The sequence below is a fragment of the Nocardioides sp. BE266 genome, from assembly GCF_031457855.1.
Lineage (GTDB): Bacteria > Actinomycetota > Actinomycetes > Propionibacteriales > Nocardioidaceae > Nocardioides.
Genome location: NZ_JAURTI010000005.1, coordinates 503,881 through 526,748, shown reverse-complemented (window position 1 = coordinate 526,748; position 22,868 = coordinate 503,881). Strand labels below are relative to the sequence as shown.

At 71.5% G+C, this 22,868-nt stretch carries 24 protein-coding genes and 3 tRNA genes; 16 read left to right on the top strand and 11 right to left on the bottom strand.

Translation table 11 applies throughout. The features are described from left to right. The first annotated feature begins 49 nt into the window (after positions 1–49). A complete protein-coding gene (locus J2X46_RS17920) occupies positions 50–1,420 on the top strand; it encodes a cation:dicarboxylate symporter family transporter (protein WP_310252951.1) in 1,371 nt (456 codons plus the stop codon). A 49-nt stretch (positions 1,421–1,469) separates the two neighbouring features. Here the strand turns inward: J2X46_RS17920 and glgA are convergent, their stop codons facing one another. Then, the gene (gene glgA / locus J2X46_RS17915; RefSeq protein WP_310252949.1) at positions 1,470–2,657 is read right to left on the bottom strand and encodes a glycogen synthase; all 1,188 of its coding nucleotides are present in this window, start codon (positions 2,655–2,657) and stop codon (positions 1,470–1,472) included. Between the two features lie 79 nt (positions 2,658–2,736). On the opposite strand from glgA, the gene glgC reads away from it, so the two are divergent. Continuing rightward, positions 2,737–3,984, top strand: a complete 1,248-nt coding sequence (gene glgC / locus J2X46_RS17910) for a glucose-1-phosphate adenylyltransferase (RefSeq protein WP_397215054.1) — start codon at positions 2,737–2,739, stop codon at positions 3,982–3,984. Here glgC and J2X46_RS17905 read toward each other — a convergent pair. Genes J2X46_RS17905 through J2X46_RS17890 form a run of 4 tightly spaced genes read right to left on the bottom strand, consistent with a single transcriptional unit; the run spans position 3,981 to position 6,290 of the window. Then, positions 3,981–5,210: a DUF6596 domain-containing protein gene (locus tag J2X46_RS17905; RefSeq protein ID WP_310252945.1), complete on the bottom strand. Its 1,230-nt coding sequence runs from the start codon at positions 5,208–5,210 to the stop codon at positions 3,981–3,983. The two genes, glgC and J2X46_RS17905, sit on opposite strands and share 4 nt — an antisense overlap. Positions 5,211–5,214: 4 nt before the next feature. Then, the gene (locus tag J2X46_RS17900; RefSeq protein ID WP_310252943.1) at positions 5,215–5,571 is read right to left on the bottom strand and encodes a YciI family protein; all 357 of its coding nucleotides are present in this window, start codon (positions 5,569–5,571) and stop codon (positions 5,215–5,217) included. Next, positions 5,568–5,927, bottom strand: coding sequence for a YciI family protein (locus J2X46_RS17895; RefSeq protein ID WP_310252941.1), 360 nt, complete (start codon positions 5,925–5,927; stop codon positions 5,568–5,570). Before J2X46_RS17895 ends, J2X46_RS17900 begins: the two co-directional genes overlap by 4 nt. A 12-nt stretch (positions 5,928–5,939) precedes the next feature. Then, positions 5,940–6,290: a YciI family protein gene (locus tag J2X46_RS17890; RefSeq protein WP_310252939.1), complete on the bottom strand. Its 351-nt coding sequence runs from the start codon at positions 6,288–6,290 to the stop codon at positions 5,940–5,942. Positions 6,291–6,423: 133 nt separating this feature from the next. Between J2X46_RS17890 and pgm the strand changes: the two genes are divergently transcribed. Next, on the top strand, positions 6,424–8,067 hold the full coding sequence (gene pgm, locus J2X46_RS17885; RefSeq protein WP_310252937.1) for a phosphoglucomutase (alpha-D-glucose-1,6-bisphosphate-dependent): 1,644 nt from the start codon (positions 6,424–6,426) through the stop codon (positions 8,065–8,067). A 4-nt stretch (positions 8,068–8,071) separates the two neighbouring features. Here the strand turns inward: pgm and J2X46_RS17880 are convergent, their stop codons facing one another. The 3 genes from J2X46_RS17880 to J2X46_RS17870 form a co-directional block, all read right to left on the bottom strand. Continuing rightward, a complete protein-coding gene (locus tag J2X46_RS17880; RefSeq protein WP_310252935.1) occupies positions 8,072–8,386 on the bottom strand; it encodes a hypothetical protein in 315 nt (104 codons plus the stop codon). A 122-nt stretch (positions 8,387–8,508) separates the two neighbouring features. Continuing rightward, on the bottom strand, positions 8,509–10,146 hold the full coding sequence (locus tag J2X46_RS17875; RefSeq protein WP_310252934.1) for an acyl-CoA dehydrogenase family protein: 1,638 nt from the start codon (positions 10,144–10,146) through the stop codon (positions 8,509–8,511). Positions 10,147–10,196: 50 nt separating this feature from the next. Further along, positions 10,197–11,261: a matrixin family metalloprotease gene (locus J2X46_RS17870; protein ID WP_310252933.1), complete on the bottom strand. Its 1,065-nt coding sequence runs from the start codon at positions 11,259–11,261 to the stop codon at positions 10,197–10,199. An 85-nt stretch (positions 11,262–11,346) separates the two neighbouring features. Here J2X46_RS17870 and J2X46_RS17865 point away from each other — a divergent pair, with 85 nt between their 5' ends. The 4 genes from J2X46_RS17865 (at position 11,347) to J2X46_RS17850 (ending at position 15,811) form a co-directional block, all read left to right on the top strand. Then, positions 11,347–12,312: a YihY/virulence factor BrkB family protein gene (locus J2X46_RS17865; RefSeq protein ID WP_310252932.1), complete on the top strand. Its 966-nt coding sequence runs from the start codon at positions 11,347–11,349 to the stop codon at positions 12,310–12,312. Positions 12,313–12,407: 95 nt separating this feature from the next. Further along, positions 12,408–13,403 carry a potassium channel family protein gene (locus J2X46_RS17860; protein WP_397215051.1) on the top strand — a complete coding sequence of 332 codons (996 nt, stop codon included), beginning with the start codon at positions 12,408–12,410 and terminating at the stop codon, positions 13,401–13,403. Between the two features lie 14 nt (positions 13,404–13,417). Beyond that, complete coding sequence (locus J2X46_RS17855) at positions 13,418–14,041, top strand: hypothetical protein (protein ID WP_310252930.1); 624 nt, start codon at positions 13,418–13,420, stop codon at positions 14,039–14,041. Between the two features lie 162 nt (positions 14,042–14,203). After that, the gene (locus J2X46_RS17850) at positions 14,204–15,811 is read left to right on the top strand and encodes a CHAP domain-containing protein (protein ID WP_310252929.1); all 1,608 of its coding nucleotides are present in this window, start codon (positions 14,204–14,206) and stop codon (positions 15,809–15,811) included. Positions 15,812–15,908: 97 nt separating this feature from the next. On the opposite strand, the gene J2X46_RS17845 is transcribed toward J2X46_RS17850, so the two are convergent. The 3 genes from J2X46_RS17845 to J2X46_RS17835 all read right to left on the bottom strand — a co-directional run bounded on the left by J2X46_RS17845 (position 15,909) and on the right by J2X46_RS17835 (position 16,184). Beyond that, positions 15,909–15,983, bottom strand: a tRNA-Val gene (locus J2X46_RS17845). Between the two features lie 21 nt (positions 15,984–16,004). Next, positions 16,005–16,075 (bottom strand) — tRNA-Cys (locus tag J2X46_RS17840). A 36-nt stretch (positions 16,076–16,111) separates the two neighbouring features. After that, positions 16,112–16,184, bottom strand: a tRNA-Gly gene (locus tag J2X46_RS17835). A gap of 115 nt (positions 16,185–16,299) precedes the next feature. Here J2X46_RS17835 and J2X46_RS17830 point away from each other — a divergent pair. Genes J2X46_RS17830 through lgt form a run of 9 tightly spaced genes read left to right on the top strand, consistent with a single transcriptional unit; the run spans position 16,300 to position 22,799 of the window. After that, the gene (locus J2X46_RS17830) at positions 16,300–17,130 is read left to right on the top strand and encodes an aminotransferase class IV (RefSeq protein ID WP_310252927.1); all 831 of its coding nucleotides are present in this window, start codon (positions 16,300–16,302) and stop codon (positions 17,128–17,130) included. Further along, positions 17,127–17,489, top strand: coding sequence for a phosphoribosyl-AMP cyclohydrolase (gene hisI / locus J2X46_RS17825; RefSeq protein ID WP_310252925.1), 363 nt, complete (start codon positions 17,127–17,129; stop codon positions 17,487–17,489). Before J2X46_RS17830 ends, hisI begins: the two co-directional genes overlap by 4 nt. After that, the gene (locus J2X46_RS17820) at positions 17,482–18,099 is read left to right on the top strand and encodes a Trp biosynthesis-associated membrane protein (RefSeq protein ID WP_310252923.1); all 618 of its coding nucleotides are present in this window, start codon (positions 17,482–17,484) and stop codon (positions 18,097–18,099) included. The genes hisI and J2X46_RS17820 overlap by 8 nt, the downstream gene beginning before the upstream one ends. A 42-nt stretch (positions 18,100–18,141) precedes the next feature. Beyond that, on the top strand, positions 18,142–18,342 hold the full coding sequence (locus tag J2X46_RS17815) for an HGxxPAAW family protein (protein ID WP_310252921.1): 201 nt from the start codon (positions 18,142–18,144) through the stop codon (positions 18,340–18,342). 58 nt (positions 18,343–18,400) lie between these two features. Continuing rightward, positions 18,401–19,198 carry an indole-3-glycerol phosphate synthase TrpC gene (gene trpC / locus J2X46_RS17810; RefSeq protein ID WP_310252919.1) on the top strand — a complete coding sequence of 266 codons (798 nt, stop codon included), beginning with the start codon at positions 18,401–18,403 and terminating at the stop codon, positions 19,196–19,198. Then, positions 19,195–20,493 (top strand): tryptophan synthase subunit beta, encoded by a 1,299-nt coding sequence (gene trpB / locus J2X46_RS17805; RefSeq protein WP_397215016.1) that lies wholly within the window; start codon positions 19,195–19,197, stop codon positions 20,491–20,493. The genes trpC and trpB overlap by 4 nt, the downstream gene beginning before the upstream one ends. Next, a complete protein-coding gene (gene trpA / locus J2X46_RS17800; protein ID WP_310252917.1) occupies positions 20,490–21,290 on the top strand; it encodes a tryptophan synthase subunit alpha in 801 nt (266 codons plus the stop codon). Before trpB ends, trpA begins: the two co-directional genes overlap by 4 nt. Further along, positions 21,283–21,885: an SCO family protein gene (locus J2X46_RS17795; protein ID WP_310252915.1), complete on the top strand. Its 603-nt coding sequence runs from the start codon at positions 21,283–21,285 to the stop codon at positions 21,883–21,885. The genes trpA and J2X46_RS17795 overlap by 8 nt, the downstream gene beginning before the upstream one ends. Continuing rightward, entirely contained in the window at positions 21,885–22,799 is a 915-nt protein-coding gene (lgt, locus tag J2X46_RS17790) for a prolipoprotein diacylglyceryl transferase (protein ID WP_310252913.1), read from the top strand. Before J2X46_RS17795 ends, lgt begins: the two co-directional genes overlap by 1 nt. The last annotated feature ends 69 nt before the right edge of the window (positions 22,800–22,868 follow it).

Sequence of the window (22,868 nt, the reverse complement as noted above, 5' to 3'; positions counted from 1 at the left end):
CTTGCCGTCGGGCCGGCGATCGCCGGGACCCGGATCCCAGGAGGACCAGATGAGCACCACACCCCCGGTGACGGCGCCGCAGCAGAGGCGCGACCGCACCCACTACCTCTACATCGCGGTGATCGTCGCGGTGATCCTCGGGGCCGTCACCGGCCTCGTCTTCCCGGACTTCGCGGTCGGCCTGAAGTGGATCGGGACCACGTTCGTCGCCCTGATCAAGATGATGATCCAGCCGGTCATCTTCTGCACGCTGGTCATCGGCGTCGGGTCCGTACGCAGCGCGGCCAGCGTCGGCAAGGTAGGCGGCCTCGCGCTGGCGTACTTCCTGACGATGTCCACCGTCGCGCTCGCCATCGGCATGGTCGTCGGCAACCTGCTCGACCCGGGCAAGGGGCTCAACCTGTCCGACGACGTCGCCGGCATCGGCAAGGAGCAGGCCGCGGAGGCCCACGGCTCGACGACCGAGTTCATCACCGGGATCGTGCCGGACTCCCTGCTGTCCTCGCTCACCTCGGGTGAGGTCCTCCAGACCCTCCTCGTCGCGCTCCTGGTCGGCTTCGCGCTCCAGGCCATGGGCCGCTCGGGCGAGCCGATCCTCACCGGCATCGGCCACCTCCAGCGCCTCGTCTTCCGCGTCCTCGCCATGATCATGTGGGCGGCCCCGGTCGGTGCGTTCGCGGCCATCGCGGCGGTCGTCGGCGAGACCGGTGTCGATGCGCTCAAGAGCCTGGCGACGATCATGATCGCCTTCTACATCACCTGCTTCCTCTTCGTCTTCGGCGTGCTCGGCGTGATCCTCAAGCTCGCGACGGGCGTGAACATCTGGAGCCTGCTGAAGTACCTCGGCCGCGAGTTCCTGCTCATCGTCTCCACCTCGTCGTCCGAGTCGGCCCTGCCCCGCCTGATCGCCAAGATGAACCACGCCGGCATCGAGAAGACCACCGTCGGCGTCGTCGTCCCGACGGGCTACTCCTTCAACCTCGACGGCACCGCGATCTACCTGACGATGGCGTCGATCTTCATCGCCGACGCGCTCGACAAGCCGCTCTCCATCGGTGAGCAGATCTCGCTGCTGCTCTTCATGGTCATCGCGTCGAAGGGCGCCGCGGGCGTCACCGGCGCCGGTCTGGCCACCCTTGCCGGCGGCCTCTCCTCGCACCGCCCCGAGCTGCTCGACGGCGTCGGCCTCATCGTCGGCATCGACCGGTTCATGTCCGAGGCCCGCGCGGTGACGAACTTCGCCGGCAACTCGGTGGCCACCGTGCTGATCGGCCACTGGACCGGCACCCTCGACCGCGCCCAGCTCGACCGGGTGCTCGCCGGGGAGGACCAGTTCGACGAGGCCACCATGGTCGACGACCACGACACCTCGCCGCCGCCCGCCTCCCCGGTCGAGGAAGTGGTCCCCGCCGGCCGCTGACCCCGCCACCGCAACGCCCCGGACCGCCTCGGTCCGGGGCGTTCCGGCGTCAGGTCAGCGAGCGGTAGAGGTCGAGCGTGCGGGTGGCGATGGAGCCCCAGCTGAAGGACTCCTCGGCCCGGCGGCGGCCAGCGGCGCCGTAGGTCCGGGCGCGGTCCGGGTCGCTGACGGCGTCGGTGAGGGCGGCACCGAGGTCGGCGACGTACTTCTCGGGGTCGAGGGGGGTGCCGGTGCCGTCGGTGGCCTGGTCGATCGGCACGAGCCAGCCGGTCTCGCCGTCGACGACGACCTCGGGGATGCCGCCGGTGGCCGTGGCGACGACGGCGGTCTCGCACGCCATCGCCTCGAGGTTGACGATGCCGAGCGGCTCGTAGATCGAGGGACAGGCGAAGACGGTCGCCGCGGTGAGCAGCGCGACCACGTCGGCGCGGGGGAGCATCTCGGCGATCCAGACCACACCCGATCGCGTGGCGGCGAGGTCGTCGACCAGCCCGCGCACCTCGGCCATGATCTCCTCTGTGTCGGGCGCTCCGGCGCAGAGGACGAGCTGCACCTCGGGCGGCAGCGCGGCCGCCGCACGCAGGAACAGCGGCAGGCCCTTCTGGCGGGTGATCCGGCCGACGAAGATGACGCTCGGCCGGTCGGGGTCGACGCCGAGCTCACGCACGCGGTCGGCGTCGGGCACCGGCGACCAGAGCGTGGTGTCGATGCCGTTGTGCACCACGTGCACGCGACCCGGGTCGACGTCGGGATAGCTGCGGAGCACGTCGTCGCGCATCGCGGCGCTCACTGCGATGATCCCCGCCGCACCCTCGTACGCCGTCCGCTCGGCCCAGCTCGACAACGCATAGCCGCCGCCGAGCTGCTCGGCCTTCCACGGCCGCATCGGCTCGAGCGAGTGGGCGCTGACGACGTGCGGGATGCCGTGCATCAGGCCGGCGAGGTGGCCGGCCATGTTGGCGTACCACGTGTGCGAGTGCACGAGATCGGCCCCGGCGCAGTCGTCGACCATGGCCAGATCGACGCCCAGCGTCCGGATGGCGCCGTTGGCACCGGCGAGCGACTCCGGCTCGGCGTACGCCGTCGTGCCCGGCTCGGAGCGCGGGGCCCCGAAGCAACGCACCCGCGCGTCCACGTCGGGCAGGACGCGCAGCGCCCGGACCAGCTCGGCCACGTGGACTCCGGCACCGCCGTAGACCTCGGGCGGGTACTCCTTGCTGAGGACGTCGATCCGCATGGACCGAACCTAGACCCAAAACGAGGGCCCGAGGGAGGTCGACCGCGCCCCCGCGGACGGCTAGTTTCGACGCATGGCCATCACGCCCCCGCGCAAGAAGGTCCTCGCCGTCGTCCTCGCCGGTGGTGAGGGCAAGCGGCTGATGCCGCTCACCGCCGACCGCGCCAAACCCGCGGTGCCCTTCGGAGGCATCTACCGGCTCATCGACTTCGCGCTGTCCAACGTCGTGAACTCCGGCTACCTCAAGGTCGTCGTGCTCACGCAGTACAAGTCGCACAGCCTCGACCGCCACGTCACCACGACGTGGCGGATGTCCAACCTGCTGGGCAACTACGTCACCCCGGTGCCGGCCCAGCAGCGCGTCGGCAAGCGGTGGTACCTCGGCAGCGCCGACGCGATCTACCAGTCGCTCAACCTGCTCACCGACGAGCAGCCCGACATCGTCGTGGTGGTGGGCGCCGACCACGTCTACCGGATGGACTTCGCGCAGATGGTCGCCGACCACGTCGAGTCAGGCGCCGGGTGCACGGTCGCCGCGATCCGCCAGCCGATCGACCTCGCCGACCAGTTCGGCGTGATCGACGTCGACCCCGGTGACCCGCAGCGGATCCGCGCCTTCCTGGAGAAGCCGACGGACCCGGTCGGCCTGCCCGACTCGCCCGAAGAAGTGCTGGCGAGCATGGGCAACTACGTCTTCGACGCCGACGCGCTGCGCGACGCCGTCACCCGCGACGCCGAGCGGGAGCAGTCCAAGCACGACATGGGCGGCGACATCGTGCCGTGGTTCGTCGACAAGTCGGAGTCGGCGGTCTACGACTACAAGGACAACGAGGTGCCGGGCGCGACCGACCGCGACCGCGGCTACTGGCGCGACGTCGGGACCATGCGGTCCTACTACGCCGCCCACATGGACCTGGTCTCGCCGTTGCCGGTCTTCAACCTCTACAACACCGCCTGGCCGATCTACACCAGCTACGGCCCGCACCCGCCGGCCAAGCTGGTCGAGGGCGCCGGCGGCGAGAAGGTGTCGACCTTCAACTCGATCCTGTCCCCGGGCGTCGTCGTCAGCGGCGGCACCGTCAACCACTCCGTGCTCTCGCCGGCGGTGTGGGTCAAGGACGGCGCCGAGGTGTCGGACTCCGTGCTGATGGACGGCGTCCGCGTCGGTGAGGGCGCCATCGTGCGCAACGCGATCATCGACAAGGGCGTCGTCATCCCGCCGGGCGTCCAGATCGGCGTCGACCAGGAGGCCGACCTCGCGCGCGGGTTCGTCGTCGACGAGGGCCTCACGGTCCTCGCCAAGCAGCAGCCGGTCCCGGAGGGCTAGCCGAGCGCGTCGCGCTGACCCACCAGGAAGGCCCGCTCGACGTCGTTGCGGCACGCCGCGATCGCCTGGTCGTACGCCGCCCGCGCCGCGTCGACCTCGCCCTCGCGCGACAGCAGCTCGGCGCGCACGGCGGCGGGCCGGTGGCTGTCGGGGATCTCGATCCCCTCCAGCGCGGCGAGACCTGCGGCGGCGCCACGGTCCTCGGCGACGGCCACGGCACGGCCCAGCCGCGCGGACGGCGACGGCGACACCTGCAGCAGCAGGTCGTACCACCCCACGATGCGGTCCCACCGCGTCTCCTCGGCGGCGGTCGCGGTGGCGTGCTCGGCGGCGATCCGCGCCTGCAGCACGTACGACGCCGCGAGGGGCGAGACGGGACCGGCGAGGCTCGGTGAGGCGAGCAGCCGGGTGGCCTCGGCGACGTCGTCGTGGTGCCAGCGGCTGCGGTCCTGGTCGGAGAGCAGCACCAGCCGCCCATCCGAGACGCGCGCGTCGCGGCGGGAGTGCTGCAGCAGCATGAGCGCGAGCAGGCCGACCAGCGCGGGCTCGTCGGGACGCAGGCCGAGCACCACCCGCACCAGCCGGATCGCCTGGCCGGACGCCTCGGCGCGGAGCAGGTCGGGGCCGGTGCCGGGGGCGTAGCCCGCGGTGAAGGCGAGGTAGGCGGTCTGCGCCACGAGCTCGAGCCGCTCGGGCAGCACGCTCGCGTCGGGGACGGCGAACGGGATGCCGGCGCCGACGATGCGCTTCTTGGCGCGGGTGAGGCGCGCGGCCATGGTCGGCTCCGGCACGAGGAAGAGCCGCGCGATGTCGGCCGTCGGCACACCCAGCACCAACCGCAGAGAGAGCGCGCTCGCGGACTCCGGCGCCAGCGCCGGGTGCGCGCACATCAGCACGAGCCGCAGGACGTCGTCCTCGACCAGGCTGCCGGCGTCCGCCATGGTGCGTGCTCCCTCCTGGTGCTGCTCGGCGTCGGTGACCAGGAGCGGCTCCTTGCGGCGGGCCACGTCCTCGGTGCGGAGCCGGTCGATCACCCGGCGGCGTGCCGCGGTCAGCAACCACGCGGCGGGCTTGTCCGGCGCGCCGTCGACCGGCCAGGTGCGGCTGGCCGCCTCGACGGCGTCGCCCAACGCGTCCTCCACCAGGTCGAGTCGCCGGAACTGCGTCAGGAGCAGGGCCACGAGCCGGCCCCACTCCTCCCGCACGACCTCCTCGAGCTCCTGCACGTGCTCAGAGCGTGACGTCGATGGTCGGGTGCACCTGGATGTCGTACGGCGGCAGCACCCGCAGCAGGTCGACGACGACGTCCAGGTCGGGAGCCTCGATCAGGTAGAACCCGCCCATGCCCTCGATCACCTCGGCGTAGGGGCCGTCGGTCAGCTCGACCCGGCCCGCCGTCGTACGCATCACGGTGGCGTCGCGCGGGTCGGCCAGGGCCTCGCCGGCGAGCAGCTCGACGCCCTCGCGGGCCCGGCAGGCGGCGTCGAACTCGCCGAACTTCGCCATCACCGCGGTCTTCTCCTCGTCGGTGTGGTCCGGCCACGGCTTGACGTCGCCGTCGCCGATCAGCAGCACGAGGTACTTCACGACGCGCCCTCCTCGCCGGTGATCTTGCGGTGCACCTCGACCGCGTCGCCCGTCGCGGACAGGATCGTGCAGACCTGCATGAGGTCGGCGAGGTCGTCGGTGCGGATCTCGTAGTAGCCACCGAGCTGCTCGGTGGTCTCGGCCCACGGCCCGTCGGTGACGGTGTCGGAGTAGGGCGCGAGCGACTTCGCCTCGGACGCGCGCGGCAGCTCGGCGCCGCCGATGATCGTGTGCCCACGCTTCTCGAGCTCCTCGGTGAAGCGACCGTGCACGTCGTAGGTCGCCTTCTTCTCCTCCTCCGGCGTGTCCCACCACGCCTCGGTGTCTCCCAGCAGCAGCACGATGTAGTCGGTCATGTCGATTCCTCCCTACTCCGCCATCTTGCGGAACTCGAGGAGCTCACCGCGGCTGGACCAGCGCTCGCACGCCGCTCGCAGGTCGGACTCGTCGTCCGAGCGGACGAGGTAGAAGCCGACGACCTGCTCCGCCGACTCGGTGAACGGCCCCTCGGTGACGAGCGTGCCGCCCGCCCCGTCGGGTCGCATCGAGGTGGCGGCGGCCGAGGCCTCGAGCGGGCCGGCGACCAGCAGCTCGTGCCCACCCGCGACGAGGTCCTCCTGGAACTGCACGTGGGACCGGTGGCCCTTCTCGTGCTCCTCGGGCGGCAGGTCGGCCCACTCGGCCTCGGGTGCGGGCAGCAGGATCAGGTAGCGGCTCATGCGCGGCGATCTCCTTCGGTGTCAGGGGCTGCAGTTCTGCGCCCTCACCACTCTGACGGACGACCGGAACAGGAATCGACAGCAGGGGTGAGCCTTTCTCGACGGCGGCCGCTCCGGGCACCAAGATGGGGGCATGGCCAACCACGAGAGAGCAGGACAGCCCGCCCGCACCGAGGACCTCGTCGACGTGTCCCACCTCGTCACGGCCTACTTCGACCTCGAGCCCGACCCCGACGACGTCTCGCAGCAGGTCGCCTTCGGCACGAGCGGGCACCGCGGCACCTCGCTGAACACCTCCTTCAACGAGGTCCACATCGCCGCCACCACGCAGGCGATCTGCGACTACCGCAAGGAGCAGGGCTACGACGGCCCGCTCTTCATCGGACGCGACACCCACGCGCTGTCCGAGCCCGCCTGGGCCACCGCGCTCGAGGTGCTCGTCGCCAACGACGTGACCGTGCTGGTCGACGACCGCGACGGCTTCACGCCGACCCCCGCGGTGAGCCACGCGATCATCCGCGCCAACGAGGGACGTACGACGGGTTCCGGCCTCGCCGACGGCATCGTCGTGACGCCCTCGCACAACCCGCCCCAGGACGGTGGGTTCAAGTACAACCCGCCCCACGGCGGACCCGCCGACTCCGACGCGACGAGCGTCATCGCCGCGCGCGCCAACGAGCTGATCCGCGGCAACATCGAGGGCGTGCACCGGGTGGCCTTCGCCAAGGCCCGCGCCGCCGTCGGCAGCTACGACTTCCTCGGCACCTATGTCGACGACCTCCCGCAGGTGCTCGACCTCGACGCGATCCGCGACGCCGGCGTGCGCATCGGCGCCGACCCGCTGGGTGGAGCGAGCGTGGCCTACTGGGGCGAGATCGCCGAGCGCCACCGCCTCGACCTGTCCGTGGTCAACCCGCTCACCGACCCCACGTGGCGCTTCATGACGCTCGACTGGGACGGCAAGATCCGGATGGACTGCAGCTCGCCCTACGCCATGGCGTCGCTGGTGGGCCGCAAGGACGAGTACGCCATCGCCACCGGCAACGACGCCGACGCCGACCGGCACGGCATCGTGACGCCCGACGCAGGCCTGATGAACCCCAACCACTTCCTCGCCGTGGCGATCGGCTACCTCTTCGGCGGCGCGCGGCCCGGGTGGCCCGACGAGACCCGGATCGGCAAGACGCTGGTGTCGAGCTCGATGATCGACCGGGTCGCCGAGTCGATCGGCAAGCCGCTGGTCGAGGTGCCGGTCGGCTTCAAGTGGTTCGTGCCCGGCCTGATGGACGGCTCGCTCGGCTTCGGCGGCGAGGAGTCGGCCGGTGCGTCGTTCCTGCGCCGCGACGGCTCGACCTGGACCACCGACAAGGACGGCATCCTGCTGGCGCTGCTGGCCAGCGAGATCCTCGGCGCCACGGGCAAGACGCCGAGCCAGCACTACGCCGACCTGGTGGCCCAGCACGGCGACCCGGCCTATGCGCGCATCGACGCCCCGGCCAACCGCGAGGAGAAGGCGAAGCTCGGTGCCCTCTCGCCGGACGACGTGTCCGCGACGTCGCTGGCGGGGGAGGAGATCACCGGGAAGCTCACGGAGGCTCCCGGCAACGGCGCGAAGATCGGTGGGCTCAAGGTCACCACCGAGTCGGCGTGGTTCGCCGCACGCCCCAGCGGCACCGAGGACGTCTACAAGATCTACGCCGAGTCGTTCCGCGGGCCGGAGCACCTCGCCGAGGTGCAGGCCGAGGCACGGGAGGTCGTCAGCAGCGCGCTCGCCTGAGGGCTCAGCCCCCGACGGGTCCGGCCTCGATCGGCTGTCGCGCGGCGCCCCAGTGGGCGCGGGCCTCGCCGTCCTCGTCGGTCGGGTCGTCGCCCTCGCCGTCGATCGCCGCGCGCGAGAAGCTGACCGCCACGATCGAGTCGAGGCGCACGAGCACCTGGTGGCCGTTGCCGTCGTCGAGGATCACGCCGAGGCCGTCGGCGCCGACGATCACGCCGTCGAGCCACGTCCCGGAGACCAGCACCCGCACCGGCGCGGCGGCGTCCTGGGCGTGGCGCAGCAACGTGCCGACCGTGAACAGCGTGCTTCCCTGGACCATGCATCCCCCTCGTTGACTGGTCCAGACCATACGGGCAACCCGAGGTGCCCACGGGACGTTCGGGATTCCCTGACTGATCGGCTACGTCACATGGCCCGGATGGGCCATGCCGGGCCCTGGCGTCAGAGGGTCGGCGTCGCGCGGTCCACGACCTCCCGCAGGTCGCCACTGGTCAGCATCCCGAACGTGCCGCCGTACGACGTCCCGAACCGGCTGCCGCAGAAGGCGTCGGCCACCTCGGCGGGGGCGAAGCGCACCAGCAGGGACCCCTGGAGGCACGCGGCCATCTGGCCGGCCAGGCGCCGGGCGCCTGCCTCCATCCCCGACGAGTCGCCGAGCAGGGCGAGCGTGTCGTCGACGGCGCGGTCGAGCCGGCTGTCGCCGCCGCGGGCCGCGCCGACCTCGGTGATCCACGCCTGGAGCACCTCCGGCTCGCGGCCGAGCGCGCGCAGCACGTCGAGGGCGTTCACGTTGCCGGAGCCCTCCCAGATCGAGTTCAGGGGCGACTCGCGGAACATCAGCGGCAGGCCCGAGTCCTCGACGTAGCCGTTGCCGCCGAGGCACTCCAGCGCCTCGGCGACCATCGCCGGGGTGCGCTTGCACACCCAGAACTTGGCGAGGGGGAGCGCGATGCGCCGCAGTGCCGCCTCGTGCGGGTCGCCGGGACGGTCCACGGCCGCGGCCAGCCGCATGGCCAGCGCGGTCGCGGCCTCGGACTCGACGGCGAGGTCGGCGACGACGTTCTGCATGAGCGGCTTGTCCACGAGCAGGCCGCCGAAGGCGGAGCGGTGCGCCACGTGCCAGGACGCCTCGGCCAGCGCGTGCCGCATGAGGGCGGCCGAGCCGAGGACGCAGTCGAGGCGGGTGGCGGCGACCATCTCGATGATCGTGCGCACGCCCCGGCCCTCGTCGCCGAGCCGCTGCGCGAGGGTGCCCTCGAGCTCGAGCTCGCTGGAGGCGTTGGACCGGTTGCCGAGCTTGTCCTTGAGGCGCACCACGTCGATCCGGTTGCGGGTGCCGTCGGCGAGGACGCGCGGGACGACGAAGCAGGTCACCCCGCCCTCGGTCTGCCCGAGCACGAGGAAGACGTCGTTCATCGGTGCGGAGGTGAACCACTTGTGGCCGTGCAGCGTGTACCAGCCGTCCTCGGACGTCGGCACCGCGCGCGTCTGGTTCGCACGCACGTCGGAGCCGCCCTGCTTCTCCGTCATGCCCATCCCGGCGAGCGCGCCGGTCTTCTCCGTGCGCGCCCGGACGCCGGGGTCGTAGGAACGTGCGGCCAGCAGCGGCGTCCACTCCTTGGCGATCGCATCGTCGGCCCGCAGCGCCGGCACGGCGGCGTACGTCATCGAGATCGGGCAGCCGTGGCCGGGCTCGGTCTGCGACCAGGCGAAGAAACCGGCGGCGCGGCGCAGGTGGGCGTCGGGACGGTCGGACTCCCACGGCGCCGCCTGCAGCCCGTGGCCCACCGCCCGCTCCATCAGCCAGTGCCACGACGGGTGGAACTCGACCTCGTCGACCCGGTTCCCCCAGCGGTCGTACGTCGTCAGCTCGGGGTGGTGGCGGTTGGCGAGCCGGCCGTGCTCGCGGGCCTCCTCGGTGCCGGCCTCGGCACCCAGTGGGGCCAGGTCGTCGACCAGGTCCGCGGACCCGTGCCGGGCGAGGGCCTCGGTGAGGGCGACGTCGGAGGTGACCACGTTGTGGCCCACCAGCGCGGGCGCCTGGTTGGTGGCGCGTCTGGCGTCGGACAGCTCACTCATGGCGCCCACCGTAGAGGGTGGGCGCCTGCCCGTCGTTGCAGTCGCGGGTGTCAGTCGAGCGTGGTCGCGACGGGTGCGACCCGCCGGAGCTCGACCTTGCCGCGGTACCGGACCCGCTTGGTGCAGCCGGCCTGGAGGCCGACCTTGCTGAGGCCGTTGAGGTCGCCGGCCTGGTACTGCAGTGGGAGGTAGTAGAGCTCGGCACCGGCGGTCATGTACTGGTCGGTCGCGGCGACGTGGCCCAGGCCCATCACGTGGCCGACCTCGTGGAGGGTGAGCTGCTGGAACTCGGTGGCGTTCATCGTGGCGGTGTCGGTGAGGTCGTAGATCACGCCACCGTCGATCGCCTCCCAGATGAGCCTGCCCCGGGCGTCCCGCGCCCGGAGGGTGCGGTCGTAGCCGCCGCGCGCGGCGGTGTTGGGGCCGAGGTCGAGCGGGGTCTCGGCGTCGGTCGTCCAGCCGAAGATGATGTCGGGGTCGCTGCGCTTCCACTTCTTGTCGAGCGGGTTGGAGGCGGTTTCACCGACGAACTTGAACCGCACCCCGGTGGCCTGCGAGACCAGGGCGATCGTGTTGTGGATGCCGGTCGACACCGTCGCGGGGTCGGGGGTGGCACGCGAGGTGTTGATGCCGTAGGTCAGCGTGCGGCAGGGGTTCCACCGGTCGAGCGACTGGCCCAGGGTGTCCCAGGAGTCGGGCGAGCCGCCCGGCACGTAGGCCGGCACGACGCTGAGCCTGTGGGCGCGGGAGGCCTTGCCGCGGAGCTTGCGGGTGGGCTTGACCCGGGTGCGGAGCTTGCTCGAGTAGAACCAGGTGGTCGGCACGGCGATGGCGTAGGAGCCGTCCTTGGCCGAGCTGGTCTTGCCGACCGTGCGCCAGCCGGAGGCGATCTTCTGCTCGAGGACGACGCGGCGCTTCTGCTTGCCCTTGTCCTTGATCCGGCCCGACATCACGACTGCTCCGCCGGGGTTGGTCGCGGTGGCGCTGAGTGCGGCGGAGACGCGCGTCTTGCGCCCTCCGGCCTCGGCAGGTGCGGCAAGCAGCGAGACGGTCAGCGTGCTCGTGGCGAGCATCGCGACGGCCGCCAGGACAGGTGTGCGTGAGAGTCGGCGCATGGAGTGACGCTACCCACGCACGCTGCGGGGAAACCCGCCGCAGCGATTCACGCCGCGACCCGGGCCAGTCGATAGCGTGGCGCCCATGGTCGAGGCGCGAGAGGAGCACCCTGCCCGGCGCCGGGTCGAGGCCCTCGCGCGCCGCTGGCGCGACCACCTCTGGCGGGTCGTCGTCACGACCGTCGGCTCCTGCCTGCGACACCGGGTCACCGGCCTGGCCGCGGAGGCGGCGTTCTTCGCGGTCCTCTCGGTGCCGCCGCTGGTGTTCGCGCTCGCCGGCGCCATCGGCTTCGTCAGCGACCGCTTCACCGCCGCGCAGATCGACGACGTGCGCAACGCGGTCCTCGAGATCTCGCGGCAGGCCCTCACCGACCGCGCGGTCGACAAGATCATCCGCCCGACGATCGACACGGTGCTGGACGGCGGTCGCTACGACGTGATCTCGATCGGCTTCATCCTCGCGCTCTGGTCGGGCTCGCGCGCCCTCAACGTCTTCGTGGACACCATCACGATCATGCACGGCCTCGGTGGCCACCGGGGCATCGTGCGCACGCGTGCGCTGTCGTTCGTCCTCTACGTCCTCGCGATGGTCACGGGCGCGGTCAGCCTGCCACTGGTGGTCGCAGGCCCGTCTCTCGTCGACAAGCTCCTGCCGGAGCGCCTGGACTTCCTCAACAGCCTCTATTGGCCAGTGGTGCTGGCGGTCTGCATCTGCTTCCTCGCCACGCTCTACCACGTGTCCGTCCCGGTGCGGACCAGCTGGAGCTTCAACCTGCCCGGGGCGGCGTTCGCCCTGTTCTGCTGGATCGCGGGCTCCTACGTCCTGCGCTGGGTCCTGACCGTCACCGCCGCGGAGTCCCGCTCGATCTACGGGCCCCTCGCGGCGCCCATCGCGGTGCTGCTGTGGCTGTACCTGCTCGCCCTCGCCGTGCTGATCGGCGCGGCGGTCAACGCCGCCTTCGACACCGTCTTCCCGCAGAAGAACACGACGCGCGCGCGCCTGGAGCTGGTGCAGCGCCTGCGCGACCGGATCATCGTGCGAGACTCCTGACCGTGCACGACACCAGCAACCAGGCCAGCGTCGGCCGGGTGTCCCTCCCCGATCGGACGAGGTCGCCGTGGTGGGAGCTCGGGCGCCGGCTGCTGATGGCGATCTCGATCCTCGTCGGCACCTGGCTGCTGGTCTACTTCGACCGGGAGGGCTACCGCGACGGCAACGACCCGACCAACACGCTGAGCCTGCTCGACGCGTTCTACTACACGACTGTCACGCTCAGCACGACCGGCTACGGCGACATCGCTCCCGTCTCGGACGCGGCGCGACTGGTCAACGCCCTCGTCATCACGCCGGCCCGCATCGCCTTCCTGGTCCTGCTGATCGGCACCACCCTGGAGGTCCTCGCCTCCCAGGGACGCGAGATGTTCCGGGTCGCCCGGTGGAGGAAGAACATGGACCAGCACGTCGTCGTCGTGGGCTACGGCACCAAGGGCCGCAGCGCGATCGACACTCTCGTGAACAACGGCTACGACCGGTCCTCGATCGTCGTGGTCGACCCCGGCACCGTCGCGCTGAGCGAGGCCAACCGCGACCAGCTCGTCGCCATCGCCGGCGACGCCACCCGCCGCGGCGTGCTGCGGCAGGCCGGTGTGGAGAAGGCGACCCACGTCATCATCACCACCGACCGCGACGACTCCAACGTGCTCGTCACGCTGACCGTGCGCCAGCTCAACCCGGACGCCTGGATCGTGGCGGCGGTGCGCGAGCAGGAGAACGTCCCGCTGATGCGGCAGTCCGGTGCCAACTCCGTGATCACCTCCTCCGACGCCGTGGGCCGCCTGCTCGGGCTGTCGTCGATGTCGCCGATGCTCGGCTCGGTGATGGAGGACCTGATGACCTACGGCGAGGGCCTCGAGGTCGCCGAGCGCGACCTCCTCGTCAACGAGGTCGGCAAGCAGCCGCAGCGGCTGCCGGACCAGGTCATCGCGGTCGTGCGCGACGAGAAGGTCTACCGCTACTTCGACCCGGTGGTGTCCCTGCTGGCGCGCGGCGACCGGCTCATCGTCGTACGTCCTGCCAAGGAGCTGCCGTGGGCGCCCCGCCCCGGCACCCACGGCGAGGAGCTCGCCGAGGACGACGACTGAGTGGACGCCCTGTCGTGATCGCGTCGCACGCCCACCGCTTCGTCTTCGTCAAGACCCGCAAGACCGCCGGCACCAGCCTGGAGATCGCGCTGTCGCGCCACTGCGGCCCCGACGACATCGTGACGAAGATCAGCCCCGAGGACGAGGAGCTGCGCGCCGCCGCCGGGGGAGTGGGGCCGCAGAACGACGACACCGACCCCAGCTCGTACGCCCACATGGGGGCCCGCCGGGTCATCGAGGTGATCGGCCGCGAGACGTGGGACGCCTACTTCACCTTCGCCGTCGAGCGGAACCCGTACGACGTCGTGGCTTCGTCGTTCCGCTACAGCGCGCGCAAGCCCACCTTCACCAAGACCTTCGCCGAGTTCGTGCGCACGCCGCGCCGACTGGACCGGCTCGCGCTCAACGAGCGGCTCTACCGCCTCGGCGGGCGCGTGGTGGTCGACCGCGTCTACCGCTACGAGGACCTGCCGGCCGCGGTCGCCGACGTCTCGTCCCGCCTGGGCATCGCGCTGGACCTGCCGCACGCCAAGCAGGGGAGCGGGCCGCACTACCGCGAGCTCTACGGGCCCGGCGACGCCGAGATCGTGGCCGAGCGCTTCCGGCGCACGATCCGGGAGTTCGGCTACGAGTTCTGAGGGTGCCCAAGCGGGCTCCGACGAATTACACAATTGTTCTTCGTCCATCGGCGTGGCGGCCTTGACATTTGCCTCATACGATCGCTTCTCGTGCCCCATCAGTCACAAGTGCCACACCCGTCACAGAGCGCCTCGACGCCCGGAACCATTCTCCGGGACGTCGTGCGCCGAGTCCTGGGAACGGCCAAGCTGCTCGCCGGCGCGTTCGTCCTGGTCGTGCTCGTCACGCCCGGCAACGCGAGCCAGTTCAGCCTCGCGTCGTCGACGTACCTGTGCCAGGGCTACCAGGGCTGCGCGGCCGCGGGCTACAGCGACGCCGGCTACCGGCAGGCCTCCTCGACGATGTACTGGAAGATGTACTCCGGGCACAACTGCACCAACTACGTGGCCTACCGGCTGGTCCAGGCGGGCATGCCGAACACCCGTCCCTGGAGCGGCAACGGCAACGCGTCGAACTGGGGCGTGGCGATGGCCGGCATCACCGACCAGACCCCGACCGTCGGCTCCGTGGCCTGGTACAAGCCCCACGTGACCCCGGCCGGCTCGAACGGCCACGTCGCCTACGTCGAGCAGGTCATCTCCGACACGGAGATCGTCGTCTCGGAGGACTACTGGGGCGGTGACTTCTACTGGCGCCGCGTGACCAAGACCGGCGGCGGCTGGCCCAGCGGGTTCATCCACTTCAACGACCGCGTGGTCAAGCCGACGTCGGCGCCCACCATCGCCGGGTCGCCCGCGGTCGGTTCGCCGCTCGAGGTGGCGGTCGGGGCGTGGACGCCCGCGCCCACCAGCATCGGCGTGCAGTGGCTCGCCGACGGCGTCGCCATCCCGGGCGCCACGACGACCGGCTACGTGCCCACGCCCGACGTCAAGGGCAAGACCCTGACGGCCCAGGTGACGGCGCAGCTGAGCGGCTACACCCCGGGCTCGGCGGCGCTGGCGACCGCACCTGTCGCCCCCGGCACCTTCCAGCCCACCCAGCAGCCGGCCATCCAGGGCACCCCAGAGGTCGGCACCACCCTGTCCCTCAGCACGCCGTCGTGGACGCCGCAGCCCGCCAAGGCGGTCACGCAGTGGTACGCCGACGGCGCCGCGCTCGACGGGGCCACCGGTTCGACGCTGACCCTCACCCGGGACCAGATCGGCAAGAGCATCAGCGCCCGCGTCATCGCCAGCTCCAAGGGCTACAAGAAATCGAGGGCGACCGCGCCGGCGACGACGCCCGTCCAGGCCAAGCCGGTGGTGGTCCTCACCCCGTCGCGGGTCAAGGGCACGCCGCAGGTGGGCAGCCGTCTCAAGGTGAAGGCCGGCACCGTCAAGCCCGGCGACGCCACGACCACCTACCAGTGGCTTCGCGACGGTCGACGGGTCGCCAAGGCGACCAACCCGATCTACACGGTCCGCAAGGGCGACGTCGGCCACACCCTGTCGGTCGAGGTCACCCGCGAGCGGCGCCACTTCCGCCCGACGACGGAGACGGTCGCCGTGGCGGCCCCCGTCACGACCGTGCCCGAGCTGAAGGTCCGTCCCGAGGGCAAGCGCGGACGTGCGATCGTCGACGTGAAGGTCAGGGCGCTGGGAGTGCCGAAGCTGACGGGCACGATCACGGTCCAGGTCGGCAAGAAGATCGTCGAGGGCCAGCTCGTCGGGGGCAAGGCGCACCTCGTCGTGCGCGACCTCCAGAAGGGCACCAAGCCCGTGGTCGTCCGCTTCGCCGGGACCGACCTCGTGCAGCCGGGCGTCTCGCGCACCACGGTCGACGTGCGGTGACGCGCCCGGCGCGAAGATCGAGCACCTGGACAAGAAGTGGCCGGAAGCACGTAGCTGGAAATGCCAGAAGGCCCCGCTTCGGCGGGGCCTTCTGTGGTGGTGGGCGATACTGGGTTTGAACCAGTGACCTCTTCCGTGTCAAGGAAGCGCGCTACCGCTGCGCCAATCGCCCGTGTTGAGTTGTGATGACGCGAGGTGGGTACGGGATTTGAACCCGTGTAGACGGATTTGCAGTCCGTTGCCTCGCCTCTCGGCCAACCCACCGTGGAGGTTCCGAAAATGTACGGGGGAGACCTTCCGAGCGGACAACGAGACTCGAACTCGCGACCTCAACCTTGGCAAGGTTGCGCTCTACCAACTGAGCTATGTCCGCCTGCTAACCCCGGCCGGTTTCCCGTCCTGAGCGCGAGTGGAACAGTAGTACATGGGTTGCGTGGCTCCCAAATCGGGTCGCCGGTCTGCGTGTTCTGCCCGCATAGGGTGAGCGCATGCGTGCGTGGCTCAACGGTGACCTGCTGGCCGATCCGACCCAGGGGGCCATCGCGGTCACCGACCACGGCTTCACCGTGGGCGACGGGGTCTTCGAGGCCGTGAAGACGATCGACGGCGTGCCCTTCGCGCTCGGCCGCCACCTGGCCCGCCTCGAGCGCTCGGCCGCCGGCCTCGGGCTGCCGGTCCCCGACCTCGACGTCGTACGGCAGGGGGTGGAGGCGGTGCTGGCGGACGGCGCCGCCGGCGACCGGATGGGTCGGCTGCGGATCACGTGGACCGCCGGGCCCCACCCGATGGGCTCGGGCCGCGGCGGCGGGCCGCCGACGCTGGCAGTGGCCTACAGCGCGATCTCGCACCCGGCCGCAGCGACCACCGTCGTGACGGTCCCGTGGACCCGCAACGAGAACGGTGCGACCGCCGGGCTCAAGACGACGTCGTACGCAGAGAACGTGATCGCGCTCGCCCATGCGGCCGAGCGGGGCGGCACCGAGGCGATCTTCGCCAACACCGCCGGCCACCTCTGTGAGGGCACGGGGTCCAACGTCTTCTACGTCGTCGACGGCGAGCTCCGCACGCCGACGCTGGCCTCGGGGTGCCTGGCCGGGGTGACCCGCGAGCTCGTCATCGACTGGTGCGGAGCCCGCGAGGTCGACGAGTCGCTGACCGAGGTCCGAGCGGCGGCCAGCGAGGCCTTCCTGGTGTCGACGACGCGCGACGTGCAGGCCGTCTCGCGCTGGGACGACCGCGACCTGCCGAGCCCCGGACCGGTGACGGAGTGGTGCGCGGCGACGTGGGCCTCCCGCGAGGCTGAGACGATGGAACCGTGACCGACCCAGCTCCCGGCCTCGACCCGGCCATCGCCGCCCGGCTCCACCCCACCGCGGAGGGCCTCGTGCCCGTCGTCGTGCAGCAGCACGGCTCCGGCGAGGTGCTGATGCTGGCGTGGGTCGACCACGAGGCGCTGGCGCGCACCATCGACACCGGCCGGGCGACGTACTGGTCGCGGTCACGCCGCGAGTACTGGGTCAAGGGCGACACGTCCGGCCACGTCCAGTGGATCAAGGAGATCCGCCTGGACTGCGACGGCGACACCCTGCTCTTCGTCGTCGAGCAGGTCGGCGCGGCCTGCCACACCGGCGACCGCACCTGCTTCGACGCCGACCTCGTGCACCGGATCCGTGGCTGAGCCCACGCGCCGACCGAGGAGCACCTTCGGCCCGGTCGTCCTCCTCGGGCTGGTGGCGGCGACCGCCGCTGCGGTCGCGGGCAGCAAGTCGTGGGTGACAGGGAGCTCCGGCGACTTCGACACCGCCGACCAGGGCAACCAGGCGATGGTGTCGACCCTCTCGGCCAACGGGGCGAGCGAGTCGCCACTCGCCCTCGCGCTCGCGCTCGTCGTGCTCGCGGGCTGGGGCGTCGTGCTGGTCACGCGCGGGGGCTTCCGGCGCGCGGTCACCGTCCTCGCCCTCGTCGCGTCGGTGGGACTCGTCGCTGCGACCGCCGAGGCCTTCTGGAGCCTGCCCGGCAAGCTGGCCGACGCCCTGCTCGAGCTCTCCGGCACCGACACCGCCAGCACCAGCTTCACCGGCTGGTACGCGGTCGCGCTGGTCGCCGCACTGCTGTGCGTCGCATCGACGGCGGCCGCCGTACGCCTGGTCCCGACGTGGCCCGAGATGGGCAGCAGGTACGACGCCCCGGGCGGGGCTGCGGCCGACGGCTCCGGCGCGGCCGAGGTGCCGACGGAGAACATCGACATCTGGAAGGCCCTCGACGAGGGTCGCGACCCGACCGCCTAGACTCAGCGCGCAACGATCCGGTTCGACGAAGGAGCACCCACGATGGCGTCAGGCCACGGCAACACCCCCGCTGCTTGGACCGCGGTGGCGGTCGCGATGCTCGGCTTCGTCGTGGGCAGCGTCGCCCTGCTCCAGACCCCGACCCAGATGACCCTGCTGTGGATCGGCATCATCGTCGCGGTCGTGGCGTTCCCGCTCTTCCTCGTGCTGGCCAAGCTGGGCTTCAACACGTCCGACCACTGACGGCGTCCGATCACTGGGCGTGTCCGAGCGGTTGCCGCCCGGGTGAGAGGCTGAGCGCATGCCTGCGACCGGTTCCGTTCTCGACGACATCGTCGCCGGCGTGCGGGAGGACCTCGCCCGCCGCGAGGCCGACCTGCCGCTGTCCGAGCTGCTCGCGCACCTGGCCGACGCACCGGCCCCGCGCGACCCGATGCCGCACTTCCGGGCCCGCGGCTCGAGCGTCATCGCCGAGGTGAAGCGCAAGAGCCCGAGCAAGGGTGCGCTCGCCGACATCCCCGACCCCGCCGAGCTCGCCCGGGCCTACGCCCGGGGTGGCGCCGCGGCGATCTCCGTGCTCACCGAGGAGCGCCGGTTCGGCGGCAGCCTGGCCGACCTGCGCACCGTGCGGGCGGCCGTCGAGACGCCGCTCCTGCGCAAGGACTTCATCGTCGAGACCTACCAGCTCGTCGAGGCGCGCGCCGCGGGCGCCGACCTGGCGCTGCTGATCGTCGCCGCCCTCGACGACGACACCCTGCGCCGCCTCCACGACGAGGCGGGCGAGCTGGGCCTCACCGTCCTGGTGGAGGTCCACGACGAGGCCGAGGTCGAGCGGGCCCTCGCGCTCGACGCCGAGCTGATCGGCGTCAACAGCCGCAACCTCAAGACCCTCGAGGTCGACGCCGACGTGTTCGGCCGCCTCGCCCCCCAGATCCACGCCGACGTGGTCAAGGTCGCCGAGAGCGGCATCACCGGCGTCGCCGACGTGCAGCGGTTCGTGTCCGAGGGCGCGGGCGCGGTGCTGGTCGGCGAGGCGCTGGTCAAGGACGGCGACCCCGAGGCCGCCGTACGAGCAATGACAGGAGTGACAGCCCGATGAGCCAGGTGGAGAGCCGGACGATGCCCGGCGGTCCGATGCGCTACGAGGCCGACGAGCGCGGCTACTTCGGAGAGACGTGGGGCGGGCGGTTCATGCCCGAGGCCCTCGTCGCGGCGCTCGACGAGCTGACCGTGGCCTGGCAGGACGCGATGGCCGACGAGGCGTTCGTCTCCGAGTTCGAGCGGGTGCTCCGTGACTACGCCGGCACGCCGAGCCGGCTCTACCACGCCGAGCGGCTCTCGGCGCAGGTCGGCGCCCGGGTGCTGCTCAAGCGCGAGGACCTCAACCACACCGGCGCCCACAAGATCCGCAACGTGATGGGCCAGGCGCTGCTCACCAAGCGGATGGGCAAGACCCGCGTCATCGCCGAGACCGGCGCCGGCCAGCACGGCGTCGCCAGCGCCACCGCGGCCGCGTGGTTCGACCTCGACTGCACCGTCTACATGGGCGCCGTCGACACGCGTCGCCAGGCGCTCAACGTCGCGCGCATGCAGCTGCTCGGCGCCAAGGTCGTCCCGGTCGAGTCCGGCAGCGCGACGCTGAAGGACGCCATCAACGAGGCGCTCCGCGACTGGGTCGCCAGCGTCGACCACACCGCCTACCTCTTCGGCACGGCCGCCGGCCCGCACCCGTTCCCGAGCATGGTGCGCGACTTCTGCCGCGGCATCGGCGACGAGGCGCGTGCCCAGTGCCTCGACCAGTACGGCGTCCTGCCGGACGCCGTCGCGGCGTGCGTCGGCGGCGGCTCCAACGCCATCGGCCTGTTCACCGCGTTCCTCGAGGACGAGGGCGTCGAGATCCACGGCTTCGAGCCCGGGGGAGACGGCGTCGAGACCGGTCGGCACGCGGCGACCATCCACGCCGGCGAGGCGGGCGTGCTGCACGGCGCGCGCACCTACGTCCTGCAGGACGAGGACGGCCAGACCATCGAGTCGCACTCGATCTCGGCGGGCCTCGACTACCCCGGTGTCGGCCCGCAGCACTCGTGGCTCGCGGCGTCCGGCCGGGCGTCGTACACCCCGGTGACGGACGCCGAGGCGATGGACGCGATGGCGCTGCTGAGCCGCACCGAGGGCATCATCCCGGCGATCGAGTCGGCGCACGCCGTGGCCGGCGCGCTGGAGGTCGCCAAGCGCCTCGGCGAGGAGAAGGGCCCCGACGCGACGATCATCGTGAACCTGAGCGGTCGCGGCGACAAGGACATGGGCACGGCCATCGAGTGGTTCGGCCTCGGCGATGCCGAGGACGGTCCGGAGACCGATCTCGAGCAGGCCTCGAAGGAGGCCGTGCAGTGACGTCGACGAGTGCCGCGTTCGAGAAGGCGCGGTCCGAGCACAGGGCTGCGCTCATCGGCTACCTCCCGGCCGGTTTCCCGAGCGTCGAGGGGTCGATCAAGGCCCTCCACACGATGGTCGAGGCCGGCTGCGACGCGATCGAGATCGGGCTGCCCTACAGCGACCCGGTGATGGACGGCCCGACGATCCAGGCCGCCGCACAGCAGGCGCTCGACGCCGGCGTGCGCACGCGCGACGTGCTGGAGGTCGTCCGTGCGGTCGCCGAGACCGGCGTACCGACCCTGGTGATGACCTACTGGAACCCCGTGGAGCGCTACGGAGTGGAGCGGTTCGCCGCCGACCTGGCCGCGGCCGGGGGAGCGGGGCTCATCACGCCCGACATCACGCCCGACTACGGCTCGGAGTGGATCGCCGCCGCCGACGCGCACGACCTCGACAAGGTCTTCCTTGTCGCACCGAGCTCCACCGATGCGCGGGTCGCGATGACCGCCGCCGAGAGCCGCGGCTTCGTCTACGCCGCCGCCGTCATGGGTGTCACCGGTGCCCGCGAGGCCACCTCCGACCTCGCCGGGCCGCTGGTCGGCCGCGTGCGCGCGGCCGGCGACATCCCGGTCGCGGTCGGCATCGGCGTCAGCACCGGCGACCAGGCGGCCGAGGTCGCCGGCTACGCCGACGGCGTCATCGTGGGCTCGGCGTTCGTCCGCGCCCTGCTGGACCACCCCGACGACGAGGCCGCCGGGCTCGAGGCGCTGCGCGCGCTGACCGCCGACCTCGCCGAGGGCGTACGCCGTGCGTAGAGCCCGCACCCTGCTGGCCGTCTCCCTGCTGGGCCTGGTCACCGCCTGCGGTGGTGCCTCCGAGGAACCGGCCGGTCTCACCGGCACCCAGCTCGACCCGCCCTTCGAGGTCTCCTCGACCCCGCTCGTCGACACCAGCGGGGCGTCGTACAGCCTCACGAAGGACACCGACAAGGACCTCACGCTGGTCTTCTTCGGCTACACCAACTGCCCCGACATCTGCGGGCAGGTGATGGCCACGCTCGCCGGCACGCTCACCCGGCTCACCGACGAGCAGAAGGACCGGCTCGACGTGGTCTTCGTGACCACCGACCCGGCCCGCGACACCGAGAAGGTCGTCGAGAAGTACGTCGACGCCTTCGACCCGAGCATCATCGGCCTCACCGGCAAGCTGGACGACATCATCGAGGTCGGGCGCAGCATGGCCGTCGGGATCGATCAGGGCGAGAAGCTGCCCAGCGGCGGGTACGACGTCACGCACGGCACGCAGGTGCTGGCGATCGACGCCGACGACGAGACTCCGGTGTTCTGGGACTACGACGTCTCCCAGGCGCAGCTGGCCCACGACGTCACCGCCTTGCTCGACCAAGGATGATGACCACCATGCTCACGCTCCCGGCACCCCTGGTGACCCTGCTGTCGATCCCCAGCCCGTCCCAGGGCGTGTGGCACCTCGGTCCGGTGCCGATCCGCGGCTACGCGCTCTGCATCATCATCGGCATCGTCCTCGCGATCTGGATCGGGGAGCGGCGCTGGGTCGCGCGTGGCGGGCTCCCGGGCGAGGTCAGCGACATGGCCATCTGGGCGGTCCCGTTCGGCCTCGTCGGTGGCCGGCTCTACCACGTCATCACCGACTGGCAGCTCTACTTCGGCGACGGCAAGAACCCGATCACCGCGCTCTACGTCTGGCGCGGCGGCCTCGGCATCTGGGGAGCCATCGCGCTGGGCGCGGTGGGTGTGTGGATCTACGCCCGGACACGCGGGATCAAGCTGCTGCCACTGCTCGACGCGCTCGCGCCCGGCGTGCTGGTCGCGCAGGCGATGGGTCGCTGGGGCAACTGGTTCAACCAGGAGCTCTACGGTCGCCCGACCGACCTCCCCTGGGGCCTGGAGATCGACGTCGCGCACCGCGAGACGCGCTACCTCGACGTGGCGACGTACCACCCGGCGTTCCTCTACGAGTGCGTGTGGAACCTCGCCGCCTTCGCCCTGCTGATCTGGCTGGACCGCCGGTTCAAGCTCGGCCACGGCCGGGTGCTCGCGCTCTACGTGATGCTCTACACCGCCGGCCGCGGCTGGATCGAGAACCTCCGCATCGACGACGTGCAGATGAACGACGTCTTCGGGCTGCGGCTCAACGTGTGGACCTCGATCGTGCTGTTCGTCCTCGCGGCGCTGTTCTACGTCTGGTCCGCGAAGCGGCACCCGGGGCGCGAGGAGGTCGTGCGCACCCGCGAGCCCGAGACCGACGACGCCGAGGAGCGCGAGACTGCCGATCCCACGGCCTGAAACGGCGCGCGACGGCGCCTGTCACCGGTGATAGATTCCGTCTCGCTCGGGCCAACGTCGTCCCCAGCG

Bases quoted from the DNA above. Each gene is read 5' to 3' on its own strand.
- J2X46_RS17875 (WP_310252934.1), bottom strand. From the start codon at position 10,146: ATGAGTGAGCTGTCCGACGCCAGACGCGCCACCAACCAGGCGCCCGCG.
- J2X46_RS17880 (WP_310252935.1), bottom strand. From the start codon at position 8,386: ATGGTCCAGGGAAGCACGCTGTTCACGGTCGGCACGTTGCTGCGCCAC.
- J2X46_RS17865 (WP_310252932.1), top strand. From the start codon at position 11,347: ATGGTCGAGGCGCGAGAGGAGCACCCTGCCCGGCGCCGGGTCGAGGCC.
- J2X46_RS17860 (WP_397215051.1), top strand. From the start codon at position 12,408: ATGGCGATCTCGATCCTCGTCGGCACCTGGCTGCTGGTCTACTTCGAC.
- J2X46_RS17830 (WP_310252927.1), top strand. From the start codon at position 16,300: ATGCGTGCGTGGCTCAACGGTGACCTGCTGGCCGATCCGACCCAGGGG.
- J2X46_RS17815 (WP_310252921.1), top strand. From the start codon at position 18,142: ATGGCGTCAGGCCACGGCAACACCCCCGCTGCTTGGACCGCGGTGGCG.
- trpC (WP_310252919.1), top strand. From the start codon at position 18,401: ATGCCTGCGACCGGTTCCGTTCTCGACGACATCGTCGCCGGCGTGCGG.
- pgm (WP_310252937.1), top strand. From the start codon at position 6,424: ATGGCCAACCACGAGAGAGCAGGACAGCCCGCCCGCACCGAGGACCTC.
- J2X46_RS17920 (WP_310252951.1), top strand. From the start codon at position 50: ATGAGCACCACACCCCCGGTGACGGCGCCGCAGCAGAGGCGCGACCGC.
- J2X46_RS17895 (WP_310252941.1), bottom strand. From the start codon at position 5,927: ATGACCGACTACATCGTGCTGCTGCTGGGAGACACCGAGGCGTGGTGG.
- J2X46_RS17890 (WP_310252939.1), bottom strand. From the start codon at position 6,290: ATGAGCCGCTACCTGATCCTGCTGCCCGCACCCGAGGCCGAGTGGGCC.
- J2X46_RS17870 (WP_310252933.1), bottom strand. From the start codon at position 11,261: ATGCGCCGACTCTCACGCACACCTGTCCTGGCGGCCGTCGCGATGCTC.
- glgA (WP_310252949.1), bottom strand. From the start codon at position 2,657: ATGCGGATCGACGTCCTCAGCAAGGAGTACCCGCCCGAGGTCTACGGC.
- trpB (WP_397215016.1), top strand. From the start codon at position 19,195: ATGAGCCAGGTGGAGAGCCGGACGATGCCCGGCGGTCCGATGCGCTAC.
- lgt (WP_310252913.1), top strand. From the start codon at position 21,885: ATGACCACCATGCTCACGCTCCCGGCACCCCTGGTGACCCTGCTGTCG.